The sequence below is a fragment of the Saccharibacillus sacchari DSM 19268 genome (assembly GCF_000585395.1).
Taxonomy (GTDB): Bacteria; Bacillota; Bacilli; order Paenibacillales; family Paenibacillaceae; genus Saccharibacillus; species Saccharibacillus sacchari.
Map to the genome: position 1 here is coordinate 4,874,369 of NZ_KK073875.1, position 24,695 is coordinate 4,899,063.

Annotated in this window: 20 protein-coding genes and 1 other annotated feature; of the genes, 5 read left to right on the forward strand and 15 right to left on the reverse strand. The window is 51.8% G+C overall.

Features of this window, described 5'->3' with window-relative positions; all coding sequences use genetic code 11:
- Positions 1-66: 66 nt before the first annotated feature.
- The 4 genes from hrcA to lepA all read right to left on the reverse strand — a co-directional run bounded on the left by hrcA (position 67) and on the right by lepA (position 5,824).
- A complete protein-coding gene (gene hrcA, locus SACSAC_RS21110) occupies positions 67-1,095 on the reverse strand; it encodes a heat-inducible transcriptional repressor HrcA (protein ID WP_037290032.1) in 1,029 nt (342 codons plus the stop codon).
- Positions 1,096-1,262: 167 nt separating this feature from the next.
- Positions 1,263-1,733 carry an N-acetyltransferase gene (locus SACSAC_RS21115; protein ID WP_037290036.1) on the reverse strand — a complete coding sequence of 157 codons (471 nt, stop codon included), beginning with the start codon at positions 1,731-1,733 and terminating at the stop codon, positions 1,263-1,265.
- Positions 1,734-2,070: 337 nt separating this feature from the next.
- Positions 2,071-3,264 carry a radical SAM family heme chaperone HemW gene (gene hemW / locus SACSAC_RS21120; RefSeq protein WP_037290040.1) on the reverse strand — a complete coding sequence of 398 codons (1,194 nt, stop codon included), beginning with the start codon at positions 3,262-3,264 and terminating at the stop codon, positions 2,071-2,073.
- A 745-nt stretch (positions 3,265-4,009) separates the two neighbouring features.
- On the reverse strand, positions 4,010-5,824 hold the full coding sequence (gene lepA / locus SACSAC_RS21125) for a translation elongation factor 4 (protein WP_037290042.1): 1,815 nt from the start codon (positions 5,822-5,824) through the stop codon (positions 4,010-4,012).
- Positions 5,825-6,065: 241 nt separating this feature from the next.
- Between lepA and rpsT the strand changes: the two genes are divergently transcribed.
- Positions 6,066-6,341 (forward strand): 30S ribosomal protein S20, encoded by a 276-nt coding sequence (gene rpsT, locus SACSAC_RS21130; RefSeq protein WP_037290044.1) that lies wholly within the window; start codon positions 6,066-6,068, stop codon positions 6,339-6,341.
- Positions 6,342-6,491: 150 nt separating this feature from the next.
- Here the strand turns inward: rpsT and holA are convergent, their stop codons facing one another.
- The 7 genes from holA to leuS all read right to left on the reverse strand — a co-directional run bounded on the left by holA (position 6,492) and on the right by leuS (position 16,683).
- Positions 6,492-7,511 (reverse strand): DNA polymerase III subunit delta, encoded by a 1,020-nt coding sequence (holA, locus tag SACSAC_RS21135; protein ID WP_037293432.1) that lies wholly within the window; start codon positions 7,509-7,511, stop codon positions 6,492-6,494.
- A 209-nt stretch (positions 7,512-7,720) separates the two neighbouring features.
- Positions 7,721-9,115: a hypothetical protein gene (locus SACSAC_RS27345; protein WP_051507302.1), complete on the reverse strand. Its 1,395-nt coding sequence runs from the start codon at positions 9,113-9,115 to the stop codon at positions 7,721-7,723.
- Positions 9,116-9,661, reverse strand: coding sequence for an RNA polymerase sigma factor (locus SACSAC_RS21145; protein WP_037290046.1), 546 nt, complete (start codon positions 9,659-9,661; stop codon positions 9,116-9,118).
- 327 nt (positions 9,662-9,988) lie between these two features.
- The gene (locus SACSAC_RS21150; RefSeq protein ID WP_037290048.1) at positions 9,989-12,694 is read right to left on the reverse strand and encodes a ComEC/Rec2 family competence protein; all 2,706 of its coding nucleotides are present in this window, start codon (positions 12,692-12,694) and stop codon (positions 9,989-9,991) included.
- 11 nt (positions 12,695-12,705) lie between these two features.
- Positions 12,706-13,254: a ComEA family DNA-binding protein gene (locus SACSAC_RS21155; protein ID WP_037290050.1), complete on the reverse strand. Its 549-nt coding sequence runs from the start codon at positions 13,252-13,254 to the stop codon at positions 12,706-12,708.
- A 342-nt stretch (positions 13,255-13,596) separates the two neighbouring features.
- A complete protein-coding gene (locus SACSAC_RS21160; RefSeq protein WP_037290052.1) occupies positions 13,597-14,112 on the reverse strand; it encodes a deoxycytidylate deaminase in 516 nt (171 codons plus the stop codon).
- Positions 14,113-14,229: 117 nt separating this feature from the next.
- Positions 14,230-16,683 (reverse strand): leucine--tRNA ligase, encoded by a 2,454-nt coding sequence (gene leuS, locus SACSAC_RS21165; RefSeq protein WP_037290055.1) that lies wholly within the window; start codon positions 16,681-16,683, stop codon positions 14,230-14,232.
- A gap of 59 nt (positions 16,684-16,742) precedes the next feature.
- Positions 16,743-16,984 (reverse strand) — a binding site (T-box leader).
- Between the two features lie 236 nt (positions 16,985-17,220).
- Between leuS and SACSAC_RS21170 the strand changes: the two genes are divergently transcribed.
- The 4 genes from SACSAC_RS21170 (at position 17,221) to SACSAC_RS21180 (ending at position 20,381) form a co-directional block, all read left to right on the forward strand.
- A complete protein-coding gene (locus SACSAC_RS21170; RefSeq protein ID WP_037290056.1) occupies positions 17,221-18,297 on the forward strand; it encodes a HEAT repeat domain-containing protein in 1,077 nt (358 codons plus the stop codon).
- A gap of 376 nt (positions 18,298-18,673) precedes the next feature.
- Positions 18,674-19,444 carry an SIR2 family NAD-dependent protein deacylase gene (locus SACSAC_RS27805; protein WP_084778253.1) on the forward strand — a complete coding sequence of 257 codons (771 nt, stop codon included), beginning with the start codon at positions 18,674-18,676 and terminating at the stop codon, positions 19,442-19,444.
- A gap of 227 nt (positions 19,445-19,671) precedes the next feature.
- Positions 19,672-19,824: a hypothetical protein gene (locus tag SACSAC_RS28095; protein WP_156951057.1), complete on the forward strand. Its 153-nt coding sequence runs from the start codon at positions 19,672-19,674 to the stop codon at positions 19,822-19,824.
- 5 nt (positions 19,825-19,829) lie between these two features.
- Positions 19,830-20,381: a GNAT family N-acetyltransferase gene (locus SACSAC_RS21180; protein WP_037290062.1), complete on the forward strand. Its 552-nt coding sequence runs from the start codon at positions 19,830-19,832 to the stop codon at positions 20,379-20,381.
- 262 nt (positions 20,382-20,643) lie between these two features.
- Here the strand turns inward: SACSAC_RS21180 and SACSAC_RS21185 are convergent, their stop codons facing one another.
- The 4 genes from SACSAC_RS21185 to SACSAC_RS21200 all read right to left on the reverse strand — a co-directional run bounded on the left by SACSAC_RS21185 (position 20,644) and on the right by SACSAC_RS21200 (position 24,462).
- On the reverse strand, positions 20,644-21,498 hold the full coding sequence (locus tag SACSAC_RS21185) for a methyl-accepting chemotaxis protein (protein WP_037290065.1): 855 nt from the start codon (positions 21,496-21,498) through the stop codon (positions 20,644-20,646).
- Between the two features lie 88 nt (positions 21,499-21,586).
- Positions 21,587-22,306, reverse strand: a complete 720-nt coding sequence (locus SACSAC_RS28315; protein ID WP_037290067.1) for a hypothetical protein — start codon at positions 22,304-22,306, stop codon at positions 21,587-21,589.
- On the reverse strand, positions 22,303-23,202 hold the full coding sequence (locus SACSAC_RS21195) for an ABC transporter ATP-binding protein (RefSeq protein WP_169833796.1): 900 nt from the start codon (positions 23,200-23,202) through the stop codon (positions 22,303-22,305). Before SACSAC_RS21195 ends, SACSAC_RS28315 begins: the two co-directional genes overlap by 4 nt.
- A gap of 114 nt (positions 23,203-23,316) precedes the next feature.
- Positions 23,317-24,462 carry an MFS transporter gene (locus SACSAC_RS21200; protein ID WP_037290070.1) on the reverse strand — a complete coding sequence of 382 codons (1,146 nt, stop codon included), beginning with the start codon at positions 24,460-24,462 and terminating at the stop codon, positions 23,317-23,319.
- Positions 24,463-24,695: the final 233 nt, after the last annotated feature.

The window sequence follows — 24,695 nt, forward strand, 5'->3', positions numbered from 1 at the left end:
ATTCCCCTCCTTGTGTAGATCAAAACTCATCGTCGCACAGTACTGCCTATACGCACAGATTTGCGATCACGGCCCGTAGCGTCCGGTCAAAGCCCGGCTCATGGCACGCGACAGCAGATCGAGTGTTCCTATGACTTTGGCATACTCCATCCGGGTCGGACCCAGAATGCCTATTGTACCAAACGATTCGCCGTCAAGTGAATAAGTCGCGGTAATCAGACTGCAGTTGACGAAGGCTTGGTGGATATTTTCGCTGCCGATTCGCACATGGATTCCTTTTTGATCGGAATTCAGCAAGCGCGTTAGCGTCGGCGTCTCCTCCAGCAGATCAAGCACCGTCTTCAACTTGCCGATATCCCTGAACTCCGGCTGAATCAGCATATTGGTCGTTCCGCTTAGGAACACCTTCTGATCTTTGCCCGAGACAAGCGAATCGTCCAGCAGTTTCATCAACTGCTCGTAATGCTCGGCATGACGCTGAATCTCTTGCCCGATCTCCGAGTAAATCCGCGCCTTCAGCATATGCATCGGCACACCGGAAAGCTTAGCGTTCAGCAGGTTTGCCGTCCGCTCCATATCGGAAGCCGAGACGCCCGGAGGAATCGACACCGTCTTATTCTCGACCTCGCCCGTGCTGGTCACGATAATCGCAACGGCCGTAGTCTCGTTCAGCGGAAGAAGTTGAAAATGCTTAAGCGAAGTATTGAACATCTCCGGTCCCAGCAAAATCGACGTGTAATTGGTCATCGAAGCCAAAATCGTTCCGGCGTGCTGTACGACTTCTTCCACAGCGTTCAGCTTTTCGGCAGCCAGCTGCTTGAATAATTTCAAGTCTTCTGCCTTGAGCGGCTTCAGGGGAGCCATATGATCGACGTAATAGCGGTATCCTTTATTAGAAGGAATGCGTCCCGCCGACGTATGAGGCTGTTCCAGAAAACCAAGCTCCTCCAGGTCCGCCATCTCGTTACGAATGGTGGCCGGACTGAACGCTACGTCGCCCCGCTTGGAGATACTACGGGACCCGACCGGTTCGGCCGAACGAATATAGTCGTCTACGATGGCGTTTAAGATCATGCTCTGACGTTCGCTTAACACGAGATCCCCTCCTGTCGGATCGATAAGAGCCAATCGGAACATTCTTCCGTTAGCACTCTATCTGAATGAGTGCTAAACTCTATTACAAAAATACCAAACCGGACTCAACGTTGTCAAGTTCGGTTTGGCAGGATATGCAACGTTTTTCGATTTGGTATTGCAGCGTTCTAGCCGATGACTTTCAATACGGCGATTTCATCGCAGCGATCGCGCTTGGCGCAATGAATGCAGTCGGTCCAGACCTTCTCGGGAAAGACGTCCATCGGCACCACGGTAAATCCGTTTTTCACGAAAAAAGAAACCTCGTAAGTCAAAGCGATGATCTTCGGAATTCCCTGCTCGATCGCAAGTTCGATCAGACGATCCACCAGCTTCGAACCAACGCCTTTTCCTTTATTCCCATCCATGATACCCAGCGAGCGAATCTCTACAAGATCCGGGCCGAGCAGGCAAAGAGAACCGCATCCGATTACCTTACCGTCTTCTTCCGCCACGACGAAGTTGTCGATTTGGCGTCGCAGCACTTCTCTGGAGCGCGGAAGCATGATTCCTTTTCGCGCATATTCTTCTATCATGAGATACAGCGGTTCAACATCTTGTACATTCGCTTGTCTGCATACAACGGTAACGGCGGGCATCGGCCGTTCACCTCCTTGTTTATTAGCTAACGCATACGCGTCAGGTCCGATTGTTTTCGATTGGATAAATATACATCAATGCGCATAGTTTTTCAATACCTTTACACAGCTAAAACCTAAAATTTTTATAACTCGATTTCTCGCTTTCATTGGGCTTCCTTTACCCGATTCAGCGTATTTGTAACAGCAGGAGAGCGACGTAGGCGTACCTTTTCCTTGTTTCTTCTTCTTCCCATTATCGGCATGAACGGCTGCATTTATGCGAGAAAACGCGAAAAACCGTCAGGAATTTCCCGACGGTTTTTCGATTTGTTTTTCAGTAGTTGCGTTGTCTTCATCAAGCTTCAACGGTCAGATAGCCAATGAATTCGCCGAATACGTCGTTGCCGAACAAAATGCCTTTTTCGCTCAAGCGATAACCTTCGAGATCATTCCGGCGTTCGATCAATCCCAAATCCATCATCTTTTTCAACGGAGCGGCAAAAATCTCTTCCACCGGCACGCCGAACTGCTTGAGGAACCGATCGCTTTCCATCCCGTCCAGCATCCGCAGCCCGACCATCATGAAGTCTTCCATCGCTTCCTCGCGCGGAACTTCGAATTGGTCGAGTCTCGGAAGGCCTTTGGACGCTGCTTCGTTGTACGGATTCACGCCTTTGATATTGATATGGCGCTTGCGTCCCACGTATCCGTGCGCACCCGCGCCGAAACCGTAATAGTCTTCGTTTTTCCAATACGTGATATTATGTTGACTTTCTTTGCCCGGTTTGGCGAAGTTGCTGATCTCGTATTGCTTATAGCCTGCCTCGCGCATCCGGTCCATCAGCAGCCTATACATCGCCAGCTCGTCGTCTTCGTTCGGAAGCGGCAGCTTGTTTTTGTTGAAAAGGGTATGGAACAGCGTGTTCTCTTCGACCTTCAGGCTGTAAATGGAGTAGTGCGGCAAATCTAACTCCAGTGCCTTGGTAATCGTCTCGTCCAACATTTCGACCGTCTGATTCGGCAAACCGAACATCAAATCGATCGACAAGTTATGCAGGCCGGTTTTGTGCGCATTTTCCAGCGAGCGGTACACGTCGTCCGTATTATGGATACGCCCGATTTCACCCAGCAGCTTGTTCTGGAATGCCTGCACGCCGAAGCTAACCCGGTTCACTCCGCCTTCCTTCATCACCTTCATCTTGTCGAGATCGGTTGTGCCCGGATTGGCTTCCATCGAAAATTCGATATCGTCGGACCAATTCGGGAAATGCTTGCGTACGGATGCCAGGAAAAAGGCCATTTCGTCGGGTTTCAGCACCGTAGGCGTACCGCCGCCGACGAAGATCGTTTTGATCACGCCCGGCGGCGTAATCGCGACGGTCTGCTCCATCTCGAGGTCAAGCGCGCGCAAGTAATCCATGACCGGCTGATCTTTGAGCACGTACGAGTTGAAGTCGCAGTAAAAGCATTTATTCGTGCAAAACGGAATATGAATATAGACGGCTTCCGGCGCGGAAGTCACGTTGATTTCGCTGTTTGTATTCGTCATGATTTTGAATCCTCCTGTATGGGTGAAGCATCAGATGGAAAGGGAGGTGATTGGGAGGCGCTGCTGGAGGAGGGAGGCTTCGATTGCCGCTAAAATCGGATTTTTCATTAGGTAACTGACTCAGAGGTAAAAGTCCGATTTTAGATGCAAGCGCTCCGCTTCTCTGCCTTCCCACCTCCCTCCGCTAATCCCGACGCGTAGAGGGTGGTAGTAGCAAAGATATCTGGCTCCGCGGCGAAAAAGCTATAAAAGCATTGGCGACGTGCAGACCTTATAGATTGAGCTTTTGGGCTGTTTCTTGCGGGTTGAAACTGCGTGTAGTGTCGAGTTTCAATTTTAGGCAAATACTGTTCTTTAAGCGAATACTGTTCGATTAAAATCGTTCTGTCAAAATCTTTGCATGAAATCCTTGATCTTGTATCGTTCACTCTTAAGTAAAGTGTCCTCAATCTTCAAAAAGGAAAGCCGGGGTTCGGCTTTCCTTTTTAATAACGACGTGAACATCATAATTTTCCACAAAAACGTTCTTCGACGCGCAATCGCGCACTCAAACATTCCTTTTCAAACAGGGGCCAACCTTACCCAGGTAACAGGCCCAACAAGGCCGAATCCCCCTAACCCTATCCACTAACCAAAAGCTGGATAGGAATGAGGCTTAGAACGGATGCGGACGTGCGACTGAGCTCGCTCCATTTCCCCGGCTCCCAAACCGCACACCCCCCGCATACGAGCCAAGTACCACCCGCTACTCGTCCAGCTTCAGCACCGCCATGAACGCTTCTTGAGGAACCTCCACGTTTCCGACCTGCTTCATCCGCTTTTTACCTTCTTTTTGCTTCTCGAGCAGTTTCCGTTTACGCGAGATATCGCCGCCGTAACATTTGGCCAAGACGTTTTTGCGCATCGCCTTGACGGTCTCGCGAGCGACGACTTTCGTGCCTACGGATGCCTGGATCGGCACTTCGAACATCTGGCGCGGGATCAGCTCGCGAAGCTTCGCGCAGATAACGCGGCCGCGTTGGTACGAACGGTCTCTGTGTACGATGAACGACAGCGCATCGACTTGTTCGCCGTTGAGCAGGATATCCATTTTGACCAGGTTCGATTTGCGGTAGCCCGAAATCTCGTAGTCGAACGAAGCGTAACCTTTCGTGCCGGACTTCAGTTGGTCGAAGAAGTCATAGACGATTTCGGACAACGGAATCTGGTACGTCAGCGTAACGCGCGTCGTATCCAGGTATTCCATGTTGACGAATTCGCCGCGTTTGTTTTGGCACAGTTCCATGACCGTTCCGACAAAGTCGTTCGGCACGATAACCGCAGCTTTTACGTAAGGCTCTTCGACGTAGTCGATACGGCCGACTTCAGGGTAATGCGACGGGTTGTCGATCTGCATGACCGAACCGTCGCTCAGCCCGATCTTGTAGATAACGCTCGGCGCGGTCGTAATCAGGTCGATCCCGAACTCGCGCTCGATGCGTTCTTGAATAACGTCCATATGAAGCAAACCGAGGAATCCGCAACGGAAGCCGAAGCCCAGCGCGCTGGACGTTTCGGGCTCGAAAGTCAGGGAAGCGTCGTTCAGTTGCAGCTTTTCCAAAGCTTCGCGCAGGTCGTTGTAATCCGAAGATTCGATCGGATACAGACCGCAGAATACCATCGGATTGATCTTGCGGTAACCCGGCATCGGTTCGAGCGTCGGGTTTTTCGCGTCCGTGATCGTATCGCCGACGCGCGTATCGCCGACGGTTTTGATACCCGCCACGACGAAACCTACGTCGCCGACGTTCAATTCGTCCACGATGGTCATGCGCGGCATGAACGCGCCGACTTCGATAACTTCGAACGTCGTGTCCGCTGCCATCATTTTGATCTTGGAGCCTGCTTTGATCTTGCCGTCCAATACCCGGATATAGACGATAACGCCTTTATACGGATCGTAGTGCGAGTCGAAAATCAGTGCTTTGAGCGGCTGGTCCGGATCGCCTTCCGGCGCCGGCACTTTGGCTACGACTTGTTCCAAAATTTCTTTGATCCCGATGCCCGCTTTGGCCGAAGCCAGTACCGCGTCGCTCGCATCCAGTCCGATCACGTCTTCCACTTCCTGCTTCACCCGATCAGGCTCGGCGCTCGGAAGGTCGATTTTGTTGATAACCGGCAAAATCTCCAGATTGTTGTCGAGCGCCAGGTACACGTTCGCAAGGGTCTGCGCTTCGATTCCTTGAGCCGCGTCGACAACGAGAAGCGCGCCTTCGCAGGCTGCAAGGGAGCGCGAGACTTCATACGTGAAGTCGACGTGTCCAGGCGTATCGATCAGGTTGAGCAAATACTCTTCGCCGTCATCGGCCTTATAGGTTAAACGTACCGCTTGAAGCTTGATGGTAATTCCGCGTTCGCGTTCGAGTTCCATTTGGTCGAGGACCTGTTCTTGCATTTCGCGCGAAGTCAGGGCACCCGTGTATTCGAGGATCCGATCGGCAAGCGTTGATTTGCCGTGGTCGATATGCGCTATAATGGAAAAGTTCCTTATTTTCTTCTGTCTTGCTGCAATGTCAGTCATTCCTTACCTCCGCCTCAATTTGACAAGTCGAATCAATCCATTCATTATAGCAGTTGGTCCTAATCCCAGCAATCCCGCAGAAAGCGAAAGCTGATGCTTCTCTGTATTTTTTGTTGCCGAATTCACGTTTTTTAAAATTGCGGGAATGGTTGCTTTTTTGCCGCTCCCATGCTAAGATACTTTAAGTTGTGAAACTTTCGATGTTCGATGTTTCCTATAAGCTTTACAGGAGGTGAATGCAATGCCTAATATCAAATCCGCTATCAAACGCGTAAAGACGAACGAGAAACGCCGTGCGCTTAACGCTTCGCAAAAATCCGCACTTCGCAGCGCTGTAAAATCCGCTACGACAGCGTTGGAGAGCAACGATGTGGAAGCTGCACAAACTGCAGTTAAGACCGCTTCGCAGAAGCTGGATAAAGCCGTAACCAAAGGCCTGATCCACAAAAACGCGGCAGCGCGCAAAAAATCCCGTCTTGCTAAAAAAGCGAATTCTCTGAAAGCTGAACAAGCCTAAGAAACCGCTATTTTGCGATATAATCGTGAACCCCGAAATCCTAAGGATATCGGGGTTTTAAATTTTTCCGGAATCTTTTTCAAAGCAGAAAAGGCCGTCCGATCGACTCCCCTGCTCGGAAATCTTCAGACATGCCTCCTCGTTTTCTTTTTAAGCCCCCAGTTTCAGCAAAAACATTTCCAAACCAAATACTTTATCGACCGCTCCCGTTTTGATCTCATGATCCAGCTTGGCAATCGAAGCCAGAATACCGCGAAGTCTCCCCGGTTCGAATCGTTTAGCCTGTTCCGCCGCAATCTTGACCGCATACGGATGCAAGCCGAGTTGGCCTGCCATTTGCTGCTGCGAGTAATTTTGCCCGGACATCTCTTTGACCTGAAGCATAATGCGGAATTGGCGCGCAATCAGAGACACGATCTTGATCGGTTCTTCACGCTGCTTCAGCAGATCGTAGAAAATGGCCATAGCCTGCTGGAGCTTTAAGTTTGCGATATGCTCAACCAGAACGAACACGCTTTGTTCCGTTCCGATCGCTACCAATTTTTCCACATCGGCCGAGCCTACCGACCCGCCTGCTCCCGCAAACAAAGACAACTTTTCGATTTCCGCAGACAATGACCCAAGCGATGTTCCCGCCCGTTTCAATAGTACGTCCACCGTTTCCGACCCGATCGATACCGAACTTTTGCCGAACTGCTTCGTCACCCATCCCGACAACTCGTTCTCGCTCATCGGCGCAAACGAAATCACGGGCGCAGCCGCTTTGAAAGCCTTGACGACCTTTTTGCGTTCATCCAATTTTTCCGCATAAGCCAGAAATACAAGCACGCTGTAATCCGCAGGATTCCCCATATATTCCAGCAGTTTCTCCACGCGATGTTCGATCTTGGCGGACTCCTTGCCGGCAATGAAGATCGTGCTATCCCTCACGATGATAAGTTTGCGTTCCGCCAAGAAAGGAGCCGTCTCCGCTTCCTCGACCACCAACTCAACCGGAGTCTCCGCAAGGTCGTAATGCGCCACCGCAAACGCCCGTTGATCTTCCTCGATCAGCTCGTTTTCCAGCACCGTCACAAATTCCTTCATTCTATATTTTTCGGTGCCGTAGCACAGATACAGCGGCGATACCTCGCCCGCTCGTATTTGCTTGACCGCCGTTTTTAAATCCATAATATTCGTTACCTCTTTCCGCGCTTGCCGGTTTTTGACGTTGAACTCGGCGCATTGAATCAGAGTGTTTTGGAGTTGCCGCATCACTCTCTTTGTCTCCATTGTACCGAATATCGCCGAAAAAGGCACATAAAAAGACCGACCGACCGTTCCCCCGCATGCTTGACGGATTCGGGAACGGCACTTGGCCGGTTCATTTGTCATGCTTTTTATTTTCCGCCCTGTTCGAGCGTCACTTCTTCAATCTTCCATGTCCCTTGGGCAGTCGTTCCGTCGGCTTTGACCAGATCGTACGTAAACGTCTTGCCGTCGGCTGACCAGATCCCTCCGGTCACCTCTCCGTCCACTTTGCGACTGTTCAGCTCTTTGGAGTGATCTCCGTTAAGCAGCTTCAGCGTGTTTGTCGAGTAGGTAATTACGTAAGTCGAATCCGGCGATACCCATTCCAGCGGCGCAATCGTTAGACTGTAAACCTGACTGTCCATCGCGTCGGAACCGTTGTTCGGCGCAGTCGCGGACTCCCGATCCGTCGGGTTGTTATCCTCTAACGAGAAAGTACCGATCCCCTCGCTAGGTTGTCCTTCTTCATCCGCGGCTTCCTCTTCCGTATCGCCTTGCGCGGGCGGACTGGCGGGCGGAGTGGATTCGACGGCAGGAGCCTTCTTGTCTTGTTGATTTCCGGAAGGTTGACTGCTATCCGACGTCCCCGGATTTTTGCGAGCGGTCCCTCCGGTATCAGGCGAAGCATTCGTTTTAGGCGCAGCCGGCTGTTGACTCGCATCGCCGCTTTTCGCATCATTCGATGAAGTTCCGGAATCAGGAACCGTGGAATCGGCCGTTCCGGAATCCGTCGACTGCGACCCTGCGGCGGGTTCTCGCGTATCGTTCGAAGAACCCGAAGTCGGTTCGTCCGTCGTTGTTCCTTCTTGCGAAGCGGATGGAGTCGTTTCCGGCGCCGTTTCTTTTTCCGAAGCGGATGGAGTCTCTTCCGGCTCGGTTTGCGCTTCATTTTGACGCAGCTTGTTTTCGCCAGATTCCGCCTGCGCCTCAGGCTGTACGGATTCGACTTCGGTGCTAGGATCAGTTGTCGCGCTTTCCGTCTGCGCTCCGTCGGAAGGCACAAGCGTGTCGTCTGTTGCTCCGGTAACCGCGGCTGTTGAACTCATTTCCGCATTGGGCATTTCTTTCGGCTCGTAATTAATCACGAAAATGCCGAGCACCGCAGCCGCAACTGCCGTTCCGCCAACGGTGCGTCCCAGCGTCGACCGCCAAAAGGTTGCTGCCCTGCGACGCTTCGGCACTTGCTCTTCCAACATGCGTTTGCTTTCCATTTCGGACAATTTTTCGGGCTGCGCCTCCGGTGCGGCGATTGCCGCAAAGCGATCGATTTCATCCAATTTGGGCAAAATGGAATCAACGAGGCTTACCGGCGGCTTGACGTCCGGCAGCGACTCCAATTGGTCCGATAAACCTTGAAGAAATTCAAAATCTTCCTGTGCCTCCGGAGACTCGCCGAGATGACGAAACAGCGTGTCCGTTTCTTCTTTGGTAAGGTCGTGGTCCAGGTAACGGTTCATATACTCCAACGCTTCTTCGCGTTTCATCTACAGCGCACCTCCTTTCTGATAATCTCCGAGCAGTTGTTGAAGCTGTCCCCGGGCTCTGAACAAATAAGATTTGACCGTATTCAACGGCAGCTCCAAAGAGTCCGCGATCTCGTTATACGACATGTCCTGCACGTAACGAAGAATGACTACCGTTCGGTGATGCTCCGGCAGCAAATTAATCGCCCGGTCAATATCTTCGCGAGTATAAGCCCGCATGACTTCGCCTTCAACGCTCTCGTTGCCTTCGAAGACCATCTCGTGTTCTTCGATCGACACCGTAGGTTTGGCTCGTCTAAACTTATCGATGCAAATATTGGTTACGATTCGCTGCACCCAGGTCTTGAACTGCGCTTTCTCTTCGTAAGAACCGATTTTCGTGTAAATACGGATCAGCGCTTCCTGAGCTGCATCCATCGCGTCCTGTTCGTTGTTCAGCGTATAGTAAGCCGTCTTATAGACAGCCGGTTCAATCTCTCGCAATAGGGTGATAAGAGCGTCGCGATCGCCCGATTGAGCGGCTCTAATGAGTTCCTGCTCGACCACTAAGGGTCCCCCTCTCTTGCAACCTCTCTGACGAGTCTTCTTCCGAAAAGGTTGCGTCGTTTTTCTGTTTTTCCAAAAAAAATCGTTTCAAATTGATTTAAGCGTATTCTTATGTCCGCCAAGCTACGGAAACGCCGCTTTTTCCGGATCGGCGCATATCTCCAATCAGTCTACCAGAAACGGATTTACTCGTCATCTGCGGCTTGCTGCCTGACTCTGCATTCTCGTTCTCTTACTATATATGAAACGAAAAGCGCTCTTCTCTCCCACAACGGCGGGAGAAAGGAACGCTCTTGCAGCGGTTTCTTACAAAATGATCGAAAAAGCTTACTTCGGCGCCGATTCGTCGAGATTGCCGAGCAAGGTTCGCACTCGTATCGGTGCGTCGGAAGGCGCTTCGATCTGGATCTCGCCGTGCAGATCCGTGCGGCGAACGAGCGAACCGGCCTGTTCCAGCCGATCCACGACGCCTTCATTCGGATGACCGTAAGTATTGGAGGCGCCGACAGAGATGATCGACAACTCTGGTGACCAATGCTTGACCCAGTCTTCGGTCGACGAATGTTTGCTTCCGTGATGGCCGACTTTAAGCACTTCCGCCGTCCCCTTGTCGCCCCGCTTCGCCAGCCTTTTCAAAATATCCCGTTCGGCGGCACCTCCGATGTCTCCGGTAAATACAAAAGAATGCCCGTTCATGACCATCCGAAAAGCCACGGAGTATTCGTTCTGCTCTTCCAATTCCGGCAGGTTGCCCGCAAACACGCCGGACGGATTCAAAAACTCCAGCGTCGTTCGTTCATCCGGGCTCCATGCGTCCCCGTCCTGCGGGGCATACACGTCCGAACCGGCCAGCATGGCCGCAGCCAACAATTCGTCCAGGTCTTCTCTCCCGCTTCGCGTTCCGTTCATGATGAACCGCTCCACCGGAATTTCATCGATAACGGCAAGAAGTCCTCCGTAATGGTCGCGATCCCCATGCGTAAGGATCACGGCATCCAACCGGTGCACGCCCCGCTTTTTCAACAAAGGAACGACGACGTCCCGACCCACTTCGTACGGATCGAGCCTTCGTCTCCATTCTTCGCCGGGACGCTCGAACGTAATCGTCCCCCCTCCGTCCACAAGCAGATGTTTACCCGACGGCGTCGTGATCAAAATGGCGTCCCCTTGCCCGACATCCAACATTTGAACGAGTCCCGCCGGATCGTTCTTCGGACGGTATGCCGCCGTAAGCAGCCCGGCCAGCAGGCATACGCATAAAGCAATAAGCCACGGCCTCATTCGATTGCGGCGACTGTCCGGCATGCCCCCGTATCGAACAGACGGGACAAAGCGTTCCGAAGAGAGCGGCAGGGTATCGCCGTTCGCTTCGTTTGAAGGCGCAAGTCCCGACAGACCTTCCCGGGCTCCGCTTCCTGCTCCCTTGTCGGCAGTTCGGTTCAAAGCTCCGGCTTTTGCATACCGTTCCAATGCGAATATCCCCGCGAACAATACGGACAAATACAAAGCGATCCACGCCGGAGACGGCGACGCCCATAACGTGCGCGCCCATCGAACCGCTCCGCCCCCGTCCGCGCACCAAAATACGATCGCGTTAAGCAGCCTTACCGGATATGCGGCCCATTCGGCGCCCTGCATCCAGAACGTGCCCAGAATCAGAGATACCGTCCCTAGCGGAATCGAAATCAAGCTGATCAACGGGACAAGAATCAGATTGGCGGCCAGGCCCAGCAGCGAATATTGATTGAAATAATAAATGCTGAGCGGAAAAGACACCAGATCCGCGACCAACGATATGGAAGCCCCCGTCGCGATCTTGTCGGGCAGGAAAAATAAAATCCGCCGCATCGGGCGGGTCAACACAATGATGCCGGCCGTTACCGCGAAAGAAAGCTGAAAGCTGATCGACGTCAAATAATAGGGATCCCATAGCAACATCAGCAAAGCCGCGAGGCATAAGATGTGCAGCCCGTCCTTCAGCCAACCGCGCCTTGCCGCATACAGTCCGATCATGCTCATGATCCCAGCGCGGATCGCTGAAGGCGACGATCCGGTAAGCAGCACATACGGCGGGACAAAACATAGCGCCGCTACCAAAGACGTTTCTTTGGCGACGCCCGACCGGCGAAGAATCAACAGCACGGCGCCTACGTACAATCCGACGTGCATGCCCGATATCGCCAATACGTGCGTCATGCCCAGTCGCGCGAAATTGATATACGTTTCGGGATCGAGACCGTCCTGCAATCCCAACAGCAGTCCTTGCATGTAGCCGGCGCCGATGCCCGGATACAGCTGCTCCAATTTGCCTGCCAGCAGCGCACGCAAGTCGTCGTTGCGGCGAAGCAGACGCAATCCTCCGTGCGAAGGTTCAAGCAATTCAAGACTTGAAGCGCCCGCCGCGCGGGCTACCCAATGAATACGCTTGTCCCGCAAGTAATCGCGATAATCGAAAGCGCCGAAATTCCGCGCTTCCGAAGGCGTTTCCAAGTCGACGGAAACGGCGACCCGATCCCCCCGTCCCCACGAAGCCGCGATCTTCTGCTCGTCTTCCGCCGCTAATTTCACGCGCACGACCACTTTTTCCGTCCGGGGCAAAAGAACGAATCCCTTCGAAGCGGCTTCCCCGTCGATCAAGACGGCTGCATCGTTCGCGTCTTCTTCGATGCCTGTTCTTACGCCTTCGACGCCCAGTTCGAACATAGCCAGATCGCCGTCGATTTTAACGGCCCCTGCCATCGTACCTTCCAGTTGAATCCCGGAATAACCGCCTTCGGCCGTCTCTCCCAACATATCGGGCAAAACCGAAAAGTTGCGCGCATCTCGGTACGTTCCGTAACTTGCGGCCAGCCCTAGCGCCAAGCCGAACAGGAGCAACGTTTTACCCGGCAGCCCCGCCAACCGCCCGGCCGCAAAAAGCAGCAGGGCTAATCCGACCAGCACCATCGCCATTTGCGTTCCGTCGTAAAGATGCGCGACTATCGCTCCGGCCAGCCAGCAAACGGTAAATCCGACAAAAGGTCTTCGCTTCATGGCGTCACCTTTTACAAAGCCAGGTCCGGCAGCATTTTCTCAAGCATTTTGGCGCCGATCCCTTTGACCTTCACGATATCCGTCACGTTCCGAAACGGACCGTTCTGCGCGCGATAATCCAGAATCGCCTGCGCCTTTTTCTCTCCGATGCCGGGCAATTCCATCAACGCGGCCGCGTCTGCCGAATTGATATGGATTTTGCCGTCGTCGACCGGAGCCGCCGCGGTCGATTGAAGAGCAGGTTCGGCTGCTGCGGATGCTTGATCGGTTCCCTGAACCACTGGATAGGCAGCATTATCAACTACGCCGTTTGCGTTTGCCGTTTCTTTTGCCGGGGAAGCGGCCGGCACTTCGGACGTTTCCTTCTGAACGGGTTGTTCTTCTTTGCCGTCTTCCAAAGTGAATTCAAGCGTTCCTTCCTGTACGGCCAGAGCCGTCTGAAGCTGATCGTTCAGCGGCTTCCACGGCTCGCCTTGCGGATCGTTTCCTCCGGCCAACAGCAGCACTCCCGCTCCAAGCACTGCCGATAAACATGCCGCCCACAATAATTCCTTTTTCATTTTTTCGCCTCCCGAATGAAATTCATGCTTCGAATTTCGGATTCGAATTCGGCGGTATGTACGTCGGACGCTCCTTTTGCTATAGGAAAACGATACGGTTTCCCCGATCCTGAGCCTGGCCTCTCGCTGCCGATCAAGCAGCCGACCGCAAATCCGAAAACCAAAAAAACCTCCCGTCCCCGGCAATATTCGCCGGGGACGGGAGGTTATGCTTCCCGCATTGTAATCCCCAGTTAACGGCTTTGCGTGCTTCGCTTGCCGTTACCTTTCATCCGATAACGGGGATGAACCGATGAATGCTTTTATTATAGAGAGCCTGTAAGCGTAAAGTCAATGCCGGTCTTACGAAATCGGCTCCGCGGTCGGAGTCGGCGGCTTGTAATGCTCGATGCCGCGGAATAGAATCCCCTTCTGCCGCATCATCGTCTGCACCTTGCCGCTATCTTTCGGATAGGCCCGGCAGAATACGACTTCCGTAATGCCGCTATTGGCCAACATGTTGGCGCAGGTCCAGCAAGGTTCGTCCGTGACGTATACCGTCGAGCCTTCGCGGTCGGCGCGATCGGTAAACAGCAGCAGGTTCTGCTCGGCATGAATCGTGCGTACGCAACGCTGCTTTTTGACGACCTTTTCCTCGCCGCCGTCCTTGACCAATTCGTACTCTTCCGCGATCATGCAGCCGTCTTCCGAACAGTCCGGCACGCCCATTGGCGCACCGTTATAAGCGGTGCCGAGCAGCTTTTTCCCCTGTACCAATACAGCCCCAACCTGGCGTCTCGGACACTGCGAACGCGTCGACACCATGAAGGCAATGTCCATAAAGTAGGTATCCCAATCCTTACGCGGATGGCTTCCCATGTGAGTCCCACTCCCTTGTGAACGATCTGTCGGAACGCAGAAACGGGAGCCAAGGCGAAGTTCGCCTCGCCTCCCGTTTTCTGCTTGATGTTCCGCAAGACAAGCTACTTATCGCTACTAATTCGCGACGATATTGACCAATTTGCCCGGTACGGCAATGACTTTACGGATCGTTTTGCCTGCCAGCGCATTTTGCACGTTTTCCAGGCTCATCGCGTGATCTTCCAACGCTTTCGCGTCCCAATCTTTCTGAACGTTAGCGCGCTGCACGATTTTTCCGTTGACTTGAATCACGATCTCGACTTCGGACTCCGTCGTCCATGCTTCGTCGAATTGCGGCCACGTGGCATACGTCAGGCTGTCCGTACGTCCGAACTTCTCCCACAGCTCTTCCGCGATATGCGGCGCGAGCGGCGACAGCAGTTGAATAAAGTCTTGCATCGCTTGACGCGGCAATTCTTCCTGCTTGTACGCGTCATTGGTGAAGATCATCAATTGGCTGATCGCCGTGTTGAAGCGCAGAGCTTCCATGTCTTCCGTCACTTTTTTGATCGTTTTATGCCAAGTGCGCTTGAACTCGTCCGTACCTGCGGTATCCGAGATTTTCGCGCTCAGGCTGCCGTTGTCGTCCACGAACATGCGGTAAACGCGGGACAGGAAACGGTGCGAGCCTTCCACGCCGTTCGTGTTCCAAGGCTTGGTCGCTTCCAGCGGTCCCATGAACATTTCGTAAATCCGCAGCGTGTCCGCGCCGAACTCGTTGACGATCTCGTCCGGGTTGATGACGTTACCGCGCGATTTGCTCATTTTCTCGTTGTTCGGGCCGAGGATCATGCCTTGGTTGACGAGCTTTTGGAAAGGTTCTTTCGTGTTCACGACGCCGATATCGAACAGCACTTTGTGCCAGAAACGCGCGTACAGCAAGTGCAGCACCGCATGTTCCGCTCCGCCGATATACAGATCGACCGGCATCCAGTAATCCGATTTTTCTTTGCTGCACAGCTCTTGATCGTTGGTTGGATCAAGGTAGCGCAGGTAGTACCAACAGCTGCCTGCCCATTGCGGCATCGTGTTGGTTTCGCGGCGCGCTTTGAGTCCCGTCTCCGGATCAATGATGTTCACCCAATCCGTCGCGTTTGCCAGCGGCGATTCGCCCGTGCCGGACGGCTTGATCTCGTCCATCTCCGGAAGCAGGAGCGGCAAGCTGTCTTCCGGCACGGCTTTCATGCTTCCGTCTTCCAAGTGGATGATCGGAATCGGCTCGCCCCAGTAACGCTGACGGCTGAACAACCAATCGCGCAGACGGTAGGTCGTTTTGCCTTCGCCTTTGCCGCCTTGCTCCAGCCATTCGATCATGCGCGCAATCGCGTCTTCTTTGTTCAGGCCGTCCAGGAAGCCGGAGTTCACATGCTCGCCTTCGCCTGTGTACGCTTCTTTTTCGATATCTCCGCCTTTGACGACTTCGATGATCTGAATGCCGAACTTTTTCGCAAATTCCCAGTCGCGCGTATCGTGTCCCGGAACGGCCATGATCGCGCCCGTGCCGTAAGCAGCCAGCACGTAATCGGCGATCCAGATCGGCAGTTTCGCTCCGTTGACCGGGTTGACCGCGTACGCGCCCGTGAATACGCCGCTTTTGTCTTTGTTGAGATCGGTACGTTCCAGATCGCTTTTATGCGACGCTTTTTCCTGGTACGCCTTCACCGCTTCTTTTTCATGCTCCGTCGTGATTTTTTCCACCAACGGATGCTCCGGCGCCAGCACGCAGTAAGTCGCGCCGTACAGCGTATCCGGACGGGTCGTGAATACCGCGATATTTTCGTCCGTGCCTTCGACCTGGAACGTCACTTCCGCGCCTTGCGATTTGCCGATCCAGTTGCGCTGCATGTCTTTCAGGCTTTCCGGCCAGTCCAGCTCTTCCAGGTCTTCCAACAGACGGTCGGCGTAAGCGGTAATTCTCAGCATCCATTGACGCATCGGCTTGCGGATTACCGGATGGCCGCCGCGTTCGCTTTTGCCGTCGATGACTTCTTCGTTCGCCAACACCGTTCCGAGCGCCGGACACCAGTTAACCGGAATTTCTGCGACGTAAGCCAGATCGCGCTTGTACAGTTGCAGGAAGATCCATTGCGTCCATTTAAAATATTCCGGGTCGGTGGTGCTGATCTCGCGATCCCAATCGTACGAGAAACCGAGCGATTTGATCTGACGACGGAATGTGTTGATATTTTTCAGCGTGAACTCGCGCGGGTGACCGCCGTTATCGATCGCATACTGTTCCGCGGGCAGGCCGAACGCGTCCCAACCCATCGGGTGCATGACGTTGAAGCCCTGCATCCGCTTGTAGCGGGAAACGATATCCGTCGCCGTATATCCTTCCGGGTGGCCGACGTGCAGACCTGCGCCGGACGGATAAGGGAACATGTCCATCGCGTAAAACTTCGGCTTGCTATGATCCATGTCATCGGTCTTGAATGTTTTTTCCTCGTCCCACTTCTGCTGCCATTTCGGTTCGATCGTCTGGGCACGGTAGCCGCTTGCCGCAGCTCCTTGCTCGTTTCTTTCGCTCATCGTCATCTGTCCCTTCGCTTCTAAAATCAAAAAGCCTCCCGCCCGCCGGCGTCGTAAACGCCAGGGACGAGAGGCATTGCTTCCCGTGGTACCACCCTGATTAGCGGACAAGCCGCTCACTCAAATATCCGATAACGGGGATAACCCGATGCGTCTGGACGTCTTGGTTCGAAAACGAATGTACCGTCGTCTGCCCGCATATCTCCGAGGCGAGTTCGTTCAGGGTCCGTTACCGACTTTCACCAACCGCCGGCTCTCTTGGAAACGCCACCTGCCTACTGCTCCTCATCATCGACAAATCTTATCTTTGTTCACCTTTTGCAATGCCCCTATTATATAGAAAACAAAAGTAAAAAGTCAATGACTGCTATAGCGTTAACAAGATACTCCGCGCCTTCCGGCCTCAAGCTGTGGTATACTGGTAGGCGCTCCCGGACGCGACGTCAGCAATCGGATTTCAAACGACGCCGCGCCGATAGCCGGAACGGGCTTGGTTTTTTTCTCGCAAAGCCCTTTATTACAAGGAGGAATTCCGTTATGTTCAATCCCGATCAGGTCAAACCGTTTATCACGCATGCCGATCCGCTGGTCAGCAACGCGGCGATCCGGTTCTTGGCCGAGACGTATAAATACCCGCAGGACATCTCCGCATTGGTGCTGGAAAAGCTGGTATCGGCACCGCGCAAAGAAGACGTCTACTTGCACCGCGCAGCTGCTTTTCCGCAAACGAAAGTCACCGTGCAGGCTATGCTTCATCTGCTGAACGCCGGCATGGTGACAGGCAATGCGCGTATTTTCCTGTCCCGCATGCTGCTCGGAAGCAATCCCGACCTGCTCAAACCGGTGCTGGAGCAAATTAAAGCATTGGACGAAGACTTGTACGAGGAAGCAGCCGAATACGTTCAAATCTCCGATCTGAGCGATGCGGAAGTCCGCAACCTTTTTAATGAAGAAACGCAAAAAAACAGCGGGCTGGATTACGGGGACATCGACTACGATAAACTGGACCTTTTGCTGAGCGAACTGATCGAACGCGAGATTCTGCAACCGCGCGAGACGATGGACGAGCTTCAGGAACAATACACGTTGGATCCGGAGTCGATCCGCAGCGTTTACCTGATCCAGGCCGCGGGCAAGCTCAAAATCTCGTACGCGCTCCCTCTTTTCTACGACGCGCTTAAATCCGATAACGACCTGGTTGCCGAACAAGCAGCCGATGCGCTCGTCCGCGTAGGCAGCGAAGAGGTGATCGGGAAGCTGGTGCAGATGTATAACGAGGAGACAGACGGCTTCCTGCTACTTAGTCTCGTCGATGTCTTGTCCCGTATCCTGCTCCCTTCCGCCGAAGAAGCACTGATTGCTTTGCTTGAAAAAGAAGACCATTTCACCCGTATCGCCAAACTCGCCGACGGATTGTGCAGACTCGGTTCGGAGCAGGCTGTGCCGGTCGTGCAGGAGCTGGTTAAGATCGGCTATGACAAAGACTATGTGGAATTGAAAGAATCCGTTTATGCCTGCTGCGTCATGTTGGGCCGCGTGCTGCCTGAACTGGACGAATGGCGCAAGGAGATCGCGAAAGAAGACGAGGAACGGATGAATAAGCTGCGTGGTTGATGAATTTCCTTTATGCGTGCAGAATTAAATGAGCTTCATGAAAAGGCTGTACGGTTTAGTTCCTTCTAAATCCGCGCAGCTTTTTCGTGTTCCAGATTTTCAAAATAACAATTAAAATATCTTCTACAATTTGCTTAGAATCTTAGGGTGTGTCTTCAAACCTCGGTGGAAGCAGATTTTGCCGAATTTTCGTTCTCAACAAGGAACTTTTCCGCAGTCGTGCCGGGGCACGTCAAGGGAAAGTGACGCTGTGGAGGGCGAAAAAGCGGCAAAAGATGCACATTGGCAGGTTTGAAAACATGCCCTAGTGGAAAACAGAATATATCTCATACATAATTATATTAAGTTCTTTCATTTTATATCTGGAGGAGTCTCTATGAAAATCATCGATAAGGTTGAAAAAGTCGTCGAGCTCATCCACCAATCGCGTTCAATAGTCATCTTTACGGGAGCTGGAATTTCTACGGCAAGTGGGATTCCTGACTTTCGTTCAAACAATGGTTTATGGAGCAACTACGATCCTCTAAAAATATCTCATGTTAAACGTGTATATGAAGATCCTGCATCTCTATTTAGTTTCTATGCGGATCGTTACCACGAGTTCTCCACACATCACCCAAACGAAGCACATAAAATTTTGGCAAAGTGGCAACAAGTTAGTCTTATCCATAAAATCGTAACTCAAAATATAGACAACTATCATCAACAAGCAGGAGCTCAAGATGCTATTGAACTTCACGGAAACATGCAAGTTCGTTGCCAACACTGTAATCGTCTTCTTCCTGCTTCCCGATTTTCAAAAGAATATGGGCGTTGTGAGCAGCCGTCACTTGAAATTGATGAGATATGTAACGGAATTTTGCGACCTAACGTCGTTCTATTTGGTGAAGAACTTCCTGAACAAACATTTAATCAAGCTTTACAAGCACATATTGAAGCTGACCTTTGCATCATCATCGGCTCATCTTGTTCTGTGTATCCTGCAAATTCGCTACCTAAACAAACGGTACTCAGGAATAATGGAAAGATCGTTATAATTAATAAGGGAACAACTGATTTAGATTACTTAGCTAGTGTGAAAATTTCGGAATGGGAAGCAGTTCATACTTTACAAGAAATCGATCAAAGACTTAAAGAAAATGTATAGATAGAGATTGTGAGAACACATATCCTTAGCACCTATTCGTAGGGAAACAATTTGTACGATATTGTTTATAATTGTACGTAGCTGTGGTAATCTATGACTATAGATTACTCCACTTACAAGCCTAAACTCTCATGCTCTTATTGACGATAATAGTCTTGAGATGAATGACACTGAGTATGCTTCTTTTTTTGAAGTAGAAGATGAGTAGTCATGGAGGAGGAACAAACATGGCAGCACCGTCTATCAAGCAGCCCGAAGTAAAATTCACAACACAAGAACAACTCGAACGCTTTATGAAGTTTGCAACTGAAAAAAATCCGCATACGGAGCGAATTTTGAAGATGCTTTCTGAACGAACTCCAGTGCAACGCAGAAAATAGTAACAATGACACTAATAACTGAACAATTATCTGATGAAAACTTTCCACAAGTCGCTACGTTTATATGTGATGAAGAAGTAGTAACGGAATATTTAACAGATCCGGAAGCTGCACTTAATCATCAAAAACATAATTCAGTGATAACCCAACTGTATTGCGACGAACGTGGCGCACTAGTTGGGTTTTCTAGCTTGCAAGTTAGTTCTATGAATGTTGATAAATCTATGATTAATCAACTTCATTGGGATGAAAGTTTACCTAAATTAAAAACGCATTTTCCTGTTGTTCATTTGTTGTTCTTAGGAGTCGATAAAAATCACGTTGACCAAGGACATGGCACGACTATAATGCTAGAAATTATAGCCCTTGCTTATAGATTAGTAGAGGAAATTGGTTGCAATTTCATTTTTGTTGAGGCAATAAAATCAGCAAAAACTTTAGCTTTCTATAAAAAGTTTGGATTCTTTGCAATTGATGACGATGACGATGATTTGACTACACTTAGAATGGCTTTTAAAATAGAACGTCTTCCCTTCAAAGAATCGTCTTCACTTTAATCGCTTAAAGATGAGTAAGTTTTATATTTTTCTGATCTAAAGAAAAATTTCAGAATGACAGATTATTAATGAAAACAATCAATAAGCCGCCCCCTACAAAGGAGCGGCTTATTTTGTCAGGAAATTTTCGATCGAAAAAGGGGCAGGCAGAGGGGTAGTACTGCGATGGCAACACGCGGCCGCAGCAGTACTCCACCGAAGCCGACCTAAACTTTTACGGCTCTAAAAGGAGGTTTCCCGGCAACCTCAAGCCGCCCTATCCCTACAACAACTTCGCGATTCCCTTAATCTCGCCGGCCGATTCCGCCAACTGTTCCATCGAAGCCGCGATCTCCTGCGTAGCCGCTGCCTGATGTTCGCTCTGGGTCGTGCAGCGATCCAGCGTCTCGTCGAGATTTCCGATCCGGGTCCGAATAAAGCTCAAGATCTTCTCGATCTCGCGCGCGGACGAAGCACTCGATTCTGCCATCTTGCGGATTTCCGCCGCCACGACGCCGAATCCCCGACCATGCTCGCCCGCATGGGCCGCTTCGATCGCCGCGTTGATCCCGAGCAGCGTCGAATTCTCGGACACTTCCCGAATGAACGACAGAATCTCATCCGTCTTTTTCAACTCGGTGACGACGCTTCGCCCAATCTCCTGCAATACCGCAAGATCCGCAGCCAGATCGGTAGCCGTCTTGGCGATCTCATCGGCAGCCGTTCGGACTTCGTCCGAACTTACAGCCAGATGCTCTGCCGCTCCGTCCAATACCTGCTGATTGCGCAAGCTGATGCCAAGTGTCAGTACGCCGGCCGGGCGACCGCTTCCGTCTAAATCCCCGATCGGCTTCGCTACCGACTTGAACGCAGCACCGTAGACTTCCGCACCCAGATTCGCGCTAACGGTTCGTGCTTCATCAAGCGCTCGCCGAATCCCGCTTTGCGGAGGAATCGGCGCTCCCGGTTCTACCGGAATCCCAACCTCTTTCCCCGGCAGATAGGCTTGAAACTTCTCCGTGTCCGTCAAGGCAAACATCACATCAATCGGGAACAACTCTTGGACAACAGGCAAAATGGTTTCAAAAGCTTCCTTCAACTGCTCCATATTTTCTTTTTTCAATGACGCGGCTTCCATGACAATCGCCCCTTCCTTTTGCAGCGAAGTATACCACTTACCAAGGCGATTCGAATGCGCTTTTTGTCGCAAAAAATCAGGTAATTTTTTACTCCCCGGGATAATCGAGTCTTCGTCTGCGTAACGTCCACAAAAGCAACGTTGCAGATACAGCCGCATAAACGACTGTCGCCCCCACAGGCAACCACTTGGCTCCCGTCCCCAGCTCATCGTAGAACGTCAACGCATGCAGAGTCAGTTGGAGCGGAGGCAAAAGATAGGTCATCCATGACCAACCCTCCGGCAGCGCGTTCCCGATTCCGCCTGCTCCGAAAGCAAGCGCCAACCAGGTGCACAGAATTAATACGGCGTAAAAGCGTGACTCGAATAATTTGACGGTAAACCACCCCGCCAGCGATACGCCTAACCCGGCCAACGAAATATGATACAACGATGCCATCCCCAACTCTTCCCATGATGGAAACCGTTCGAGTCTGCCCAGCACCGCCGGATAGATGACAGCAAAGAGTCCCAGTGACGAAGCAAAAATCCAGGCATATAACAGCTTTGCTCCGCTTAGACGCACCAAACTGCGAGCATGCAGCATCGTTGCCATCTCCTGATTGGCCGCTTCGACGTCCATCACCAGACAACCGATCGCCGCTGCCGCAACAAATAATATCGATGATGAGAACGCGTAACTCCCCATCACCGGATTAGGCCCGGAGCTGTAGATCAGCATCAAAATCGCGATATAAATAAACGACGGCGCACCGTAACGATAAGAACGCATAAAGCATCGATGGATATACTGCAACAGTGCAATCATATCGCGCCCTCCTTCCTTTTCAGCGACAATACGATTCCGTCGGCCTGCCAAAAGTCGTGCATGAATGCGTGACAATCTTCGCTCGGGATCTCGCAACGCACCGCATTCCCGGCAGCCGTCCAGTCTACATGCGGAAACGCGGCAGCTAATCCCGCCCTTGCCTCTTCCGTCAACAATCCATCCAATTCATATCGGATTGACCCGGCATTCAAAGCTTCGTTCGTATCCGTTTCCTCCAAAATCAACTGCCCTTCGCGAATCCGATACGTGGTACTCACCGACTCCCAAGAAGGAAGCGGATCATGCAGCGCGGTAACAACGGCCGTGCCTTTCGCTCGAAGACCGTGCAGCAGCGTCAACAGCTTCTCCGACGAATCGGTATCCAGTCCGGAAAAAGGTTCGTCCAACAGCAGCAGAGCCGGACGAAGCAAACAGGCTTGCATAAGATTCACCTTTTGCAGCATGCCTTTGGAATAATGGATAAGCAACGACGGACTATGGGCAGGCAGCTCCAATAGCTCGTGCAACTCTTCGATACGCGTAGTTAACGTTGCCATCGGCATGCCTCCAATCTGCCCCATATGAATCAAATATTCCTCGGAAGTCATGCGCAATTTGGGCAGTCGATCCGGCGCGTATCCCATCTGCAACTGCATTGAACTTCTATGTATGTGACCCGAACTTGCCGGAATGATGCCTGCAACCAGCTTAAGCAAGGTACTTTTGCCCGAACCGTTGCCGCCGCGTAAAATCAAACTTTCGCCTCGGTCCAGACTCAGCGAGATTTCTGATAATACTTTGCGCGAGCCGTAACTCTTGCCCACCTGCTCAAGACGAATTAGCGAAGCGGCAGTGCCTGGATCGACTGCATGCTTCTTCTTGATTCGCTCATTCAATACGATCATCTCCTTCATTACCATCTTAATACAATTTTTGTTCATATTCAAAATTTGCATGCAAAAAGCTTCGATTCCCATTATGGGGATCGAAGCTTCTTCTGACATTTAACGTTAGCGCACCAACACCGATGAGACAAACATCAGCACGAACAACGCAAGGAGCACAACCGGAATCGCCGTCAACCCCAGCATCCCTGCCGAGAGTCCGACCAACATCGGTATCACCGTCGATCCTGTATACGCACTTGCCATTTCGAGTCCGATGACGCTTTGCGAAGCTTGTTTCCCGAAACGCTCCGGCGTCATATGCACGATGCTCGGATAAATCGGCGCGCCGCCGAAGCCCAAAACAAACAGTCCGACTCCGGCTAGAATGACGCTTGAGGAACCGATCAGCACAATCAAACCCAAAGCCCCGATCAGAATTCCGTAACGAATAAGCGGTTTGGCCGAGACTTTTTCAGATAAAAATCCGGACAGAATGCGACCTGCGATAATCCCGATAAAATAAAGAGACGAGAATGCTGCCGCCTGGTTAACCTCCAGCCCTTTGCTCGCGATCAAATACGAAGCGGCCCATAACCCTACCGCCGTCTCCGAACCGTTGTAGCACAGCATGACCAGCATCGCAGGCTTGACGCCTTTGATTCGCACCGCCTCGCGGCTGCTCATGAACTTGGGTTCTTCATCCTGCTGCTCGATCCGGCTTTCGAACAGCTTCCATAAAGGCAGTGCCAGCAGCAAGACAACCGTTAAGCCCAGCAATATAAAGGCCACGGTAGAGAATCCGCCCCGCCAATCGTTCCCGTGACGAAGATTCAGCGCCATAAGCAGCGGTCCCGCCGTAGCTCCGATTCCCCAGAAACAGTGCAACCAGCTCATATGCTTGGCTTTGAAATGTAGAGCCACGTAGTTGCTGAGTGCCGCATCGACTGCCCCGGCACCGAAGCCGAGCAAGATCGCACCGACGATCAATAGCGCAAAGTTCGGCACGATCGAATAACAGAACAGCGCCAACGAAGTGGACAAAATGCTGCCGATCACGACTTTTCCCGTTCCGAATTTGTACAGCAGCTTATTGGCTAACAAGCTTGATGCGACCGTGCATAGCGATACGACAAAAGGAATGATTCCCGCCATTTCCGTCGTCGCGTTCAGCTCCAGCTTCATCACCGGCCAAGCGCTTCCAAGCAGCGAATCCGGCAATCCCAATCCGATAAAAGCCAAATAAATAATAATCAGTAATAACGTAACCATGCTTCACGAAGAAATTCCGAGTCCGGACCGATCTTCTTCGGAATTTCTACTCCCTCCGACAATTATGTAATTTTCGAAAAGCCTTTCGGTCCGAAATCTAAATTACCATAATCGATGATCAAATCATAGAGTACGAAAGCAGAACTATACGCTTCGAACGCAAAAAAAGCCCTCGTACTCCGCTTGGGAATACGAGGGCTTCTTTTAAATCAGAACAGATGCTTGGATGTTCA

Excerpts from the sequence above, each read along its gene's own strand:
- SACSAC_RS21200 (WP_037290070.1), bottom strand. The coding sequence starts at position 24,462 with ATGGTTACGTTATTACTGATTATTATTTATTTGGCTTTTATCGGATTG.
- SACSAC_RS21115 (WP_037290036.1), bottom strand. The coding sequence starts at position 1,733 with ATGCCCGCCGTTACCGTTGTATGCAGACAAGCGAATGTACAAGATGTT.
- lepA (WP_037290042.1), bottom strand. The coding sequence starts at position 5,824 with ATGACTGACATTGCAGCAAGACAGAAGAAAATAAGGAACTTTTCCATT.
- SACSAC_RS28095 (WP_156951057.1), top strand. The coding sequence starts at position 19,672 with ATGGCAGCACCGTCTATCAAGCAGCCCGAAGTAAAATTCACAACACAA.
- SACSAC_RS21155 (WP_037290050.1), bottom strand. The coding sequence starts at position 13,254 with ATGAAAAAGGAATTATTGTGGGCGGCATGTTTATCGGCAGTGCTTGGA.
- SACSAC_RS21185 (WP_037290065.1), bottom strand. The coding sequence starts at position 21,498 with ATGGAAGCCGCGTCATTGAAAAAAGAAAATATGGAGCAGTTGAAGGAA.
- SACSAC_RS21180 (WP_037290062.1), top strand. The coding sequence starts at position 19,830 with ATGACACTAATAACTGAACAATTATCTGATGAAAACTTTCCACAAGTC.
- SACSAC_RS27805 (WP_084778253.1), top strand. The coding sequence starts at position 18,674 with ATGAAAATCATCGATAAGGTTGAAAAAGTCGTCGAGCTCATCCACCAA.
- leuS (WP_037290055.1), bottom strand. The coding sequence starts at position 16,683 with ATGAGCGAAAGAAACGAGCAAGGAGCTGCGGCAAGCGGCTACCGTGCC.
- SACSAC_RS27345 (WP_051507302.1), bottom strand. The coding sequence starts at position 9,115 with ATGAAACGCGAAGAAGCGTTGGAGTATATGAACCGTTACCTGGACCAC.
- SACSAC_RS21170 (WP_037290056.1), top strand. The coding sequence starts at position 17,221 with ATGTTCAATCCCGATCAGGTCAAACCGTTTATCACGCATGCCGATCCG.
- SACSAC_RS21160 (WP_037290052.1), bottom strand. The coding sequence starts at position 14,112 with ATGGGAAGCCATCCGCGTAAGGATTGGGATACCTACTTTATGGACATT.
- holA (WP_037293432.1), bottom strand. The coding sequence starts at position 7,511 with ATGGATTTAAAAACGGCGGTCAAGCAAATACGAGCGGGCGAGGTATCG.
- hemW (WP_037290040.1), bottom strand. The coding sequence starts at position 3,264 with ATGACGAATACAAACAGCGAAATCAACGTGACTTCCGCGCCGGAAGCC.
- SACSAC_RS21150 (WP_037290048.1), bottom strand. The coding sequence starts at position 12,694 with ATGAAGCGAAGACCTTTTGTCGGATTTACCGTTTGCTGGCTGGCCGGA.
- SACSAC_RS28315 (WP_037290067.1), bottom strand. The coding sequence starts at position 22,306 with ATGATTGCACTGTTGCAGTATATCCATCGATGCTTTATGCGTTCTTAT.
- rpsT (WP_037290044.1), top strand. The coding sequence starts at position 6,066 with ATGCCTAATATCAAATCCGCTATCAAACGCGTAAAGACGAACGAGAAA.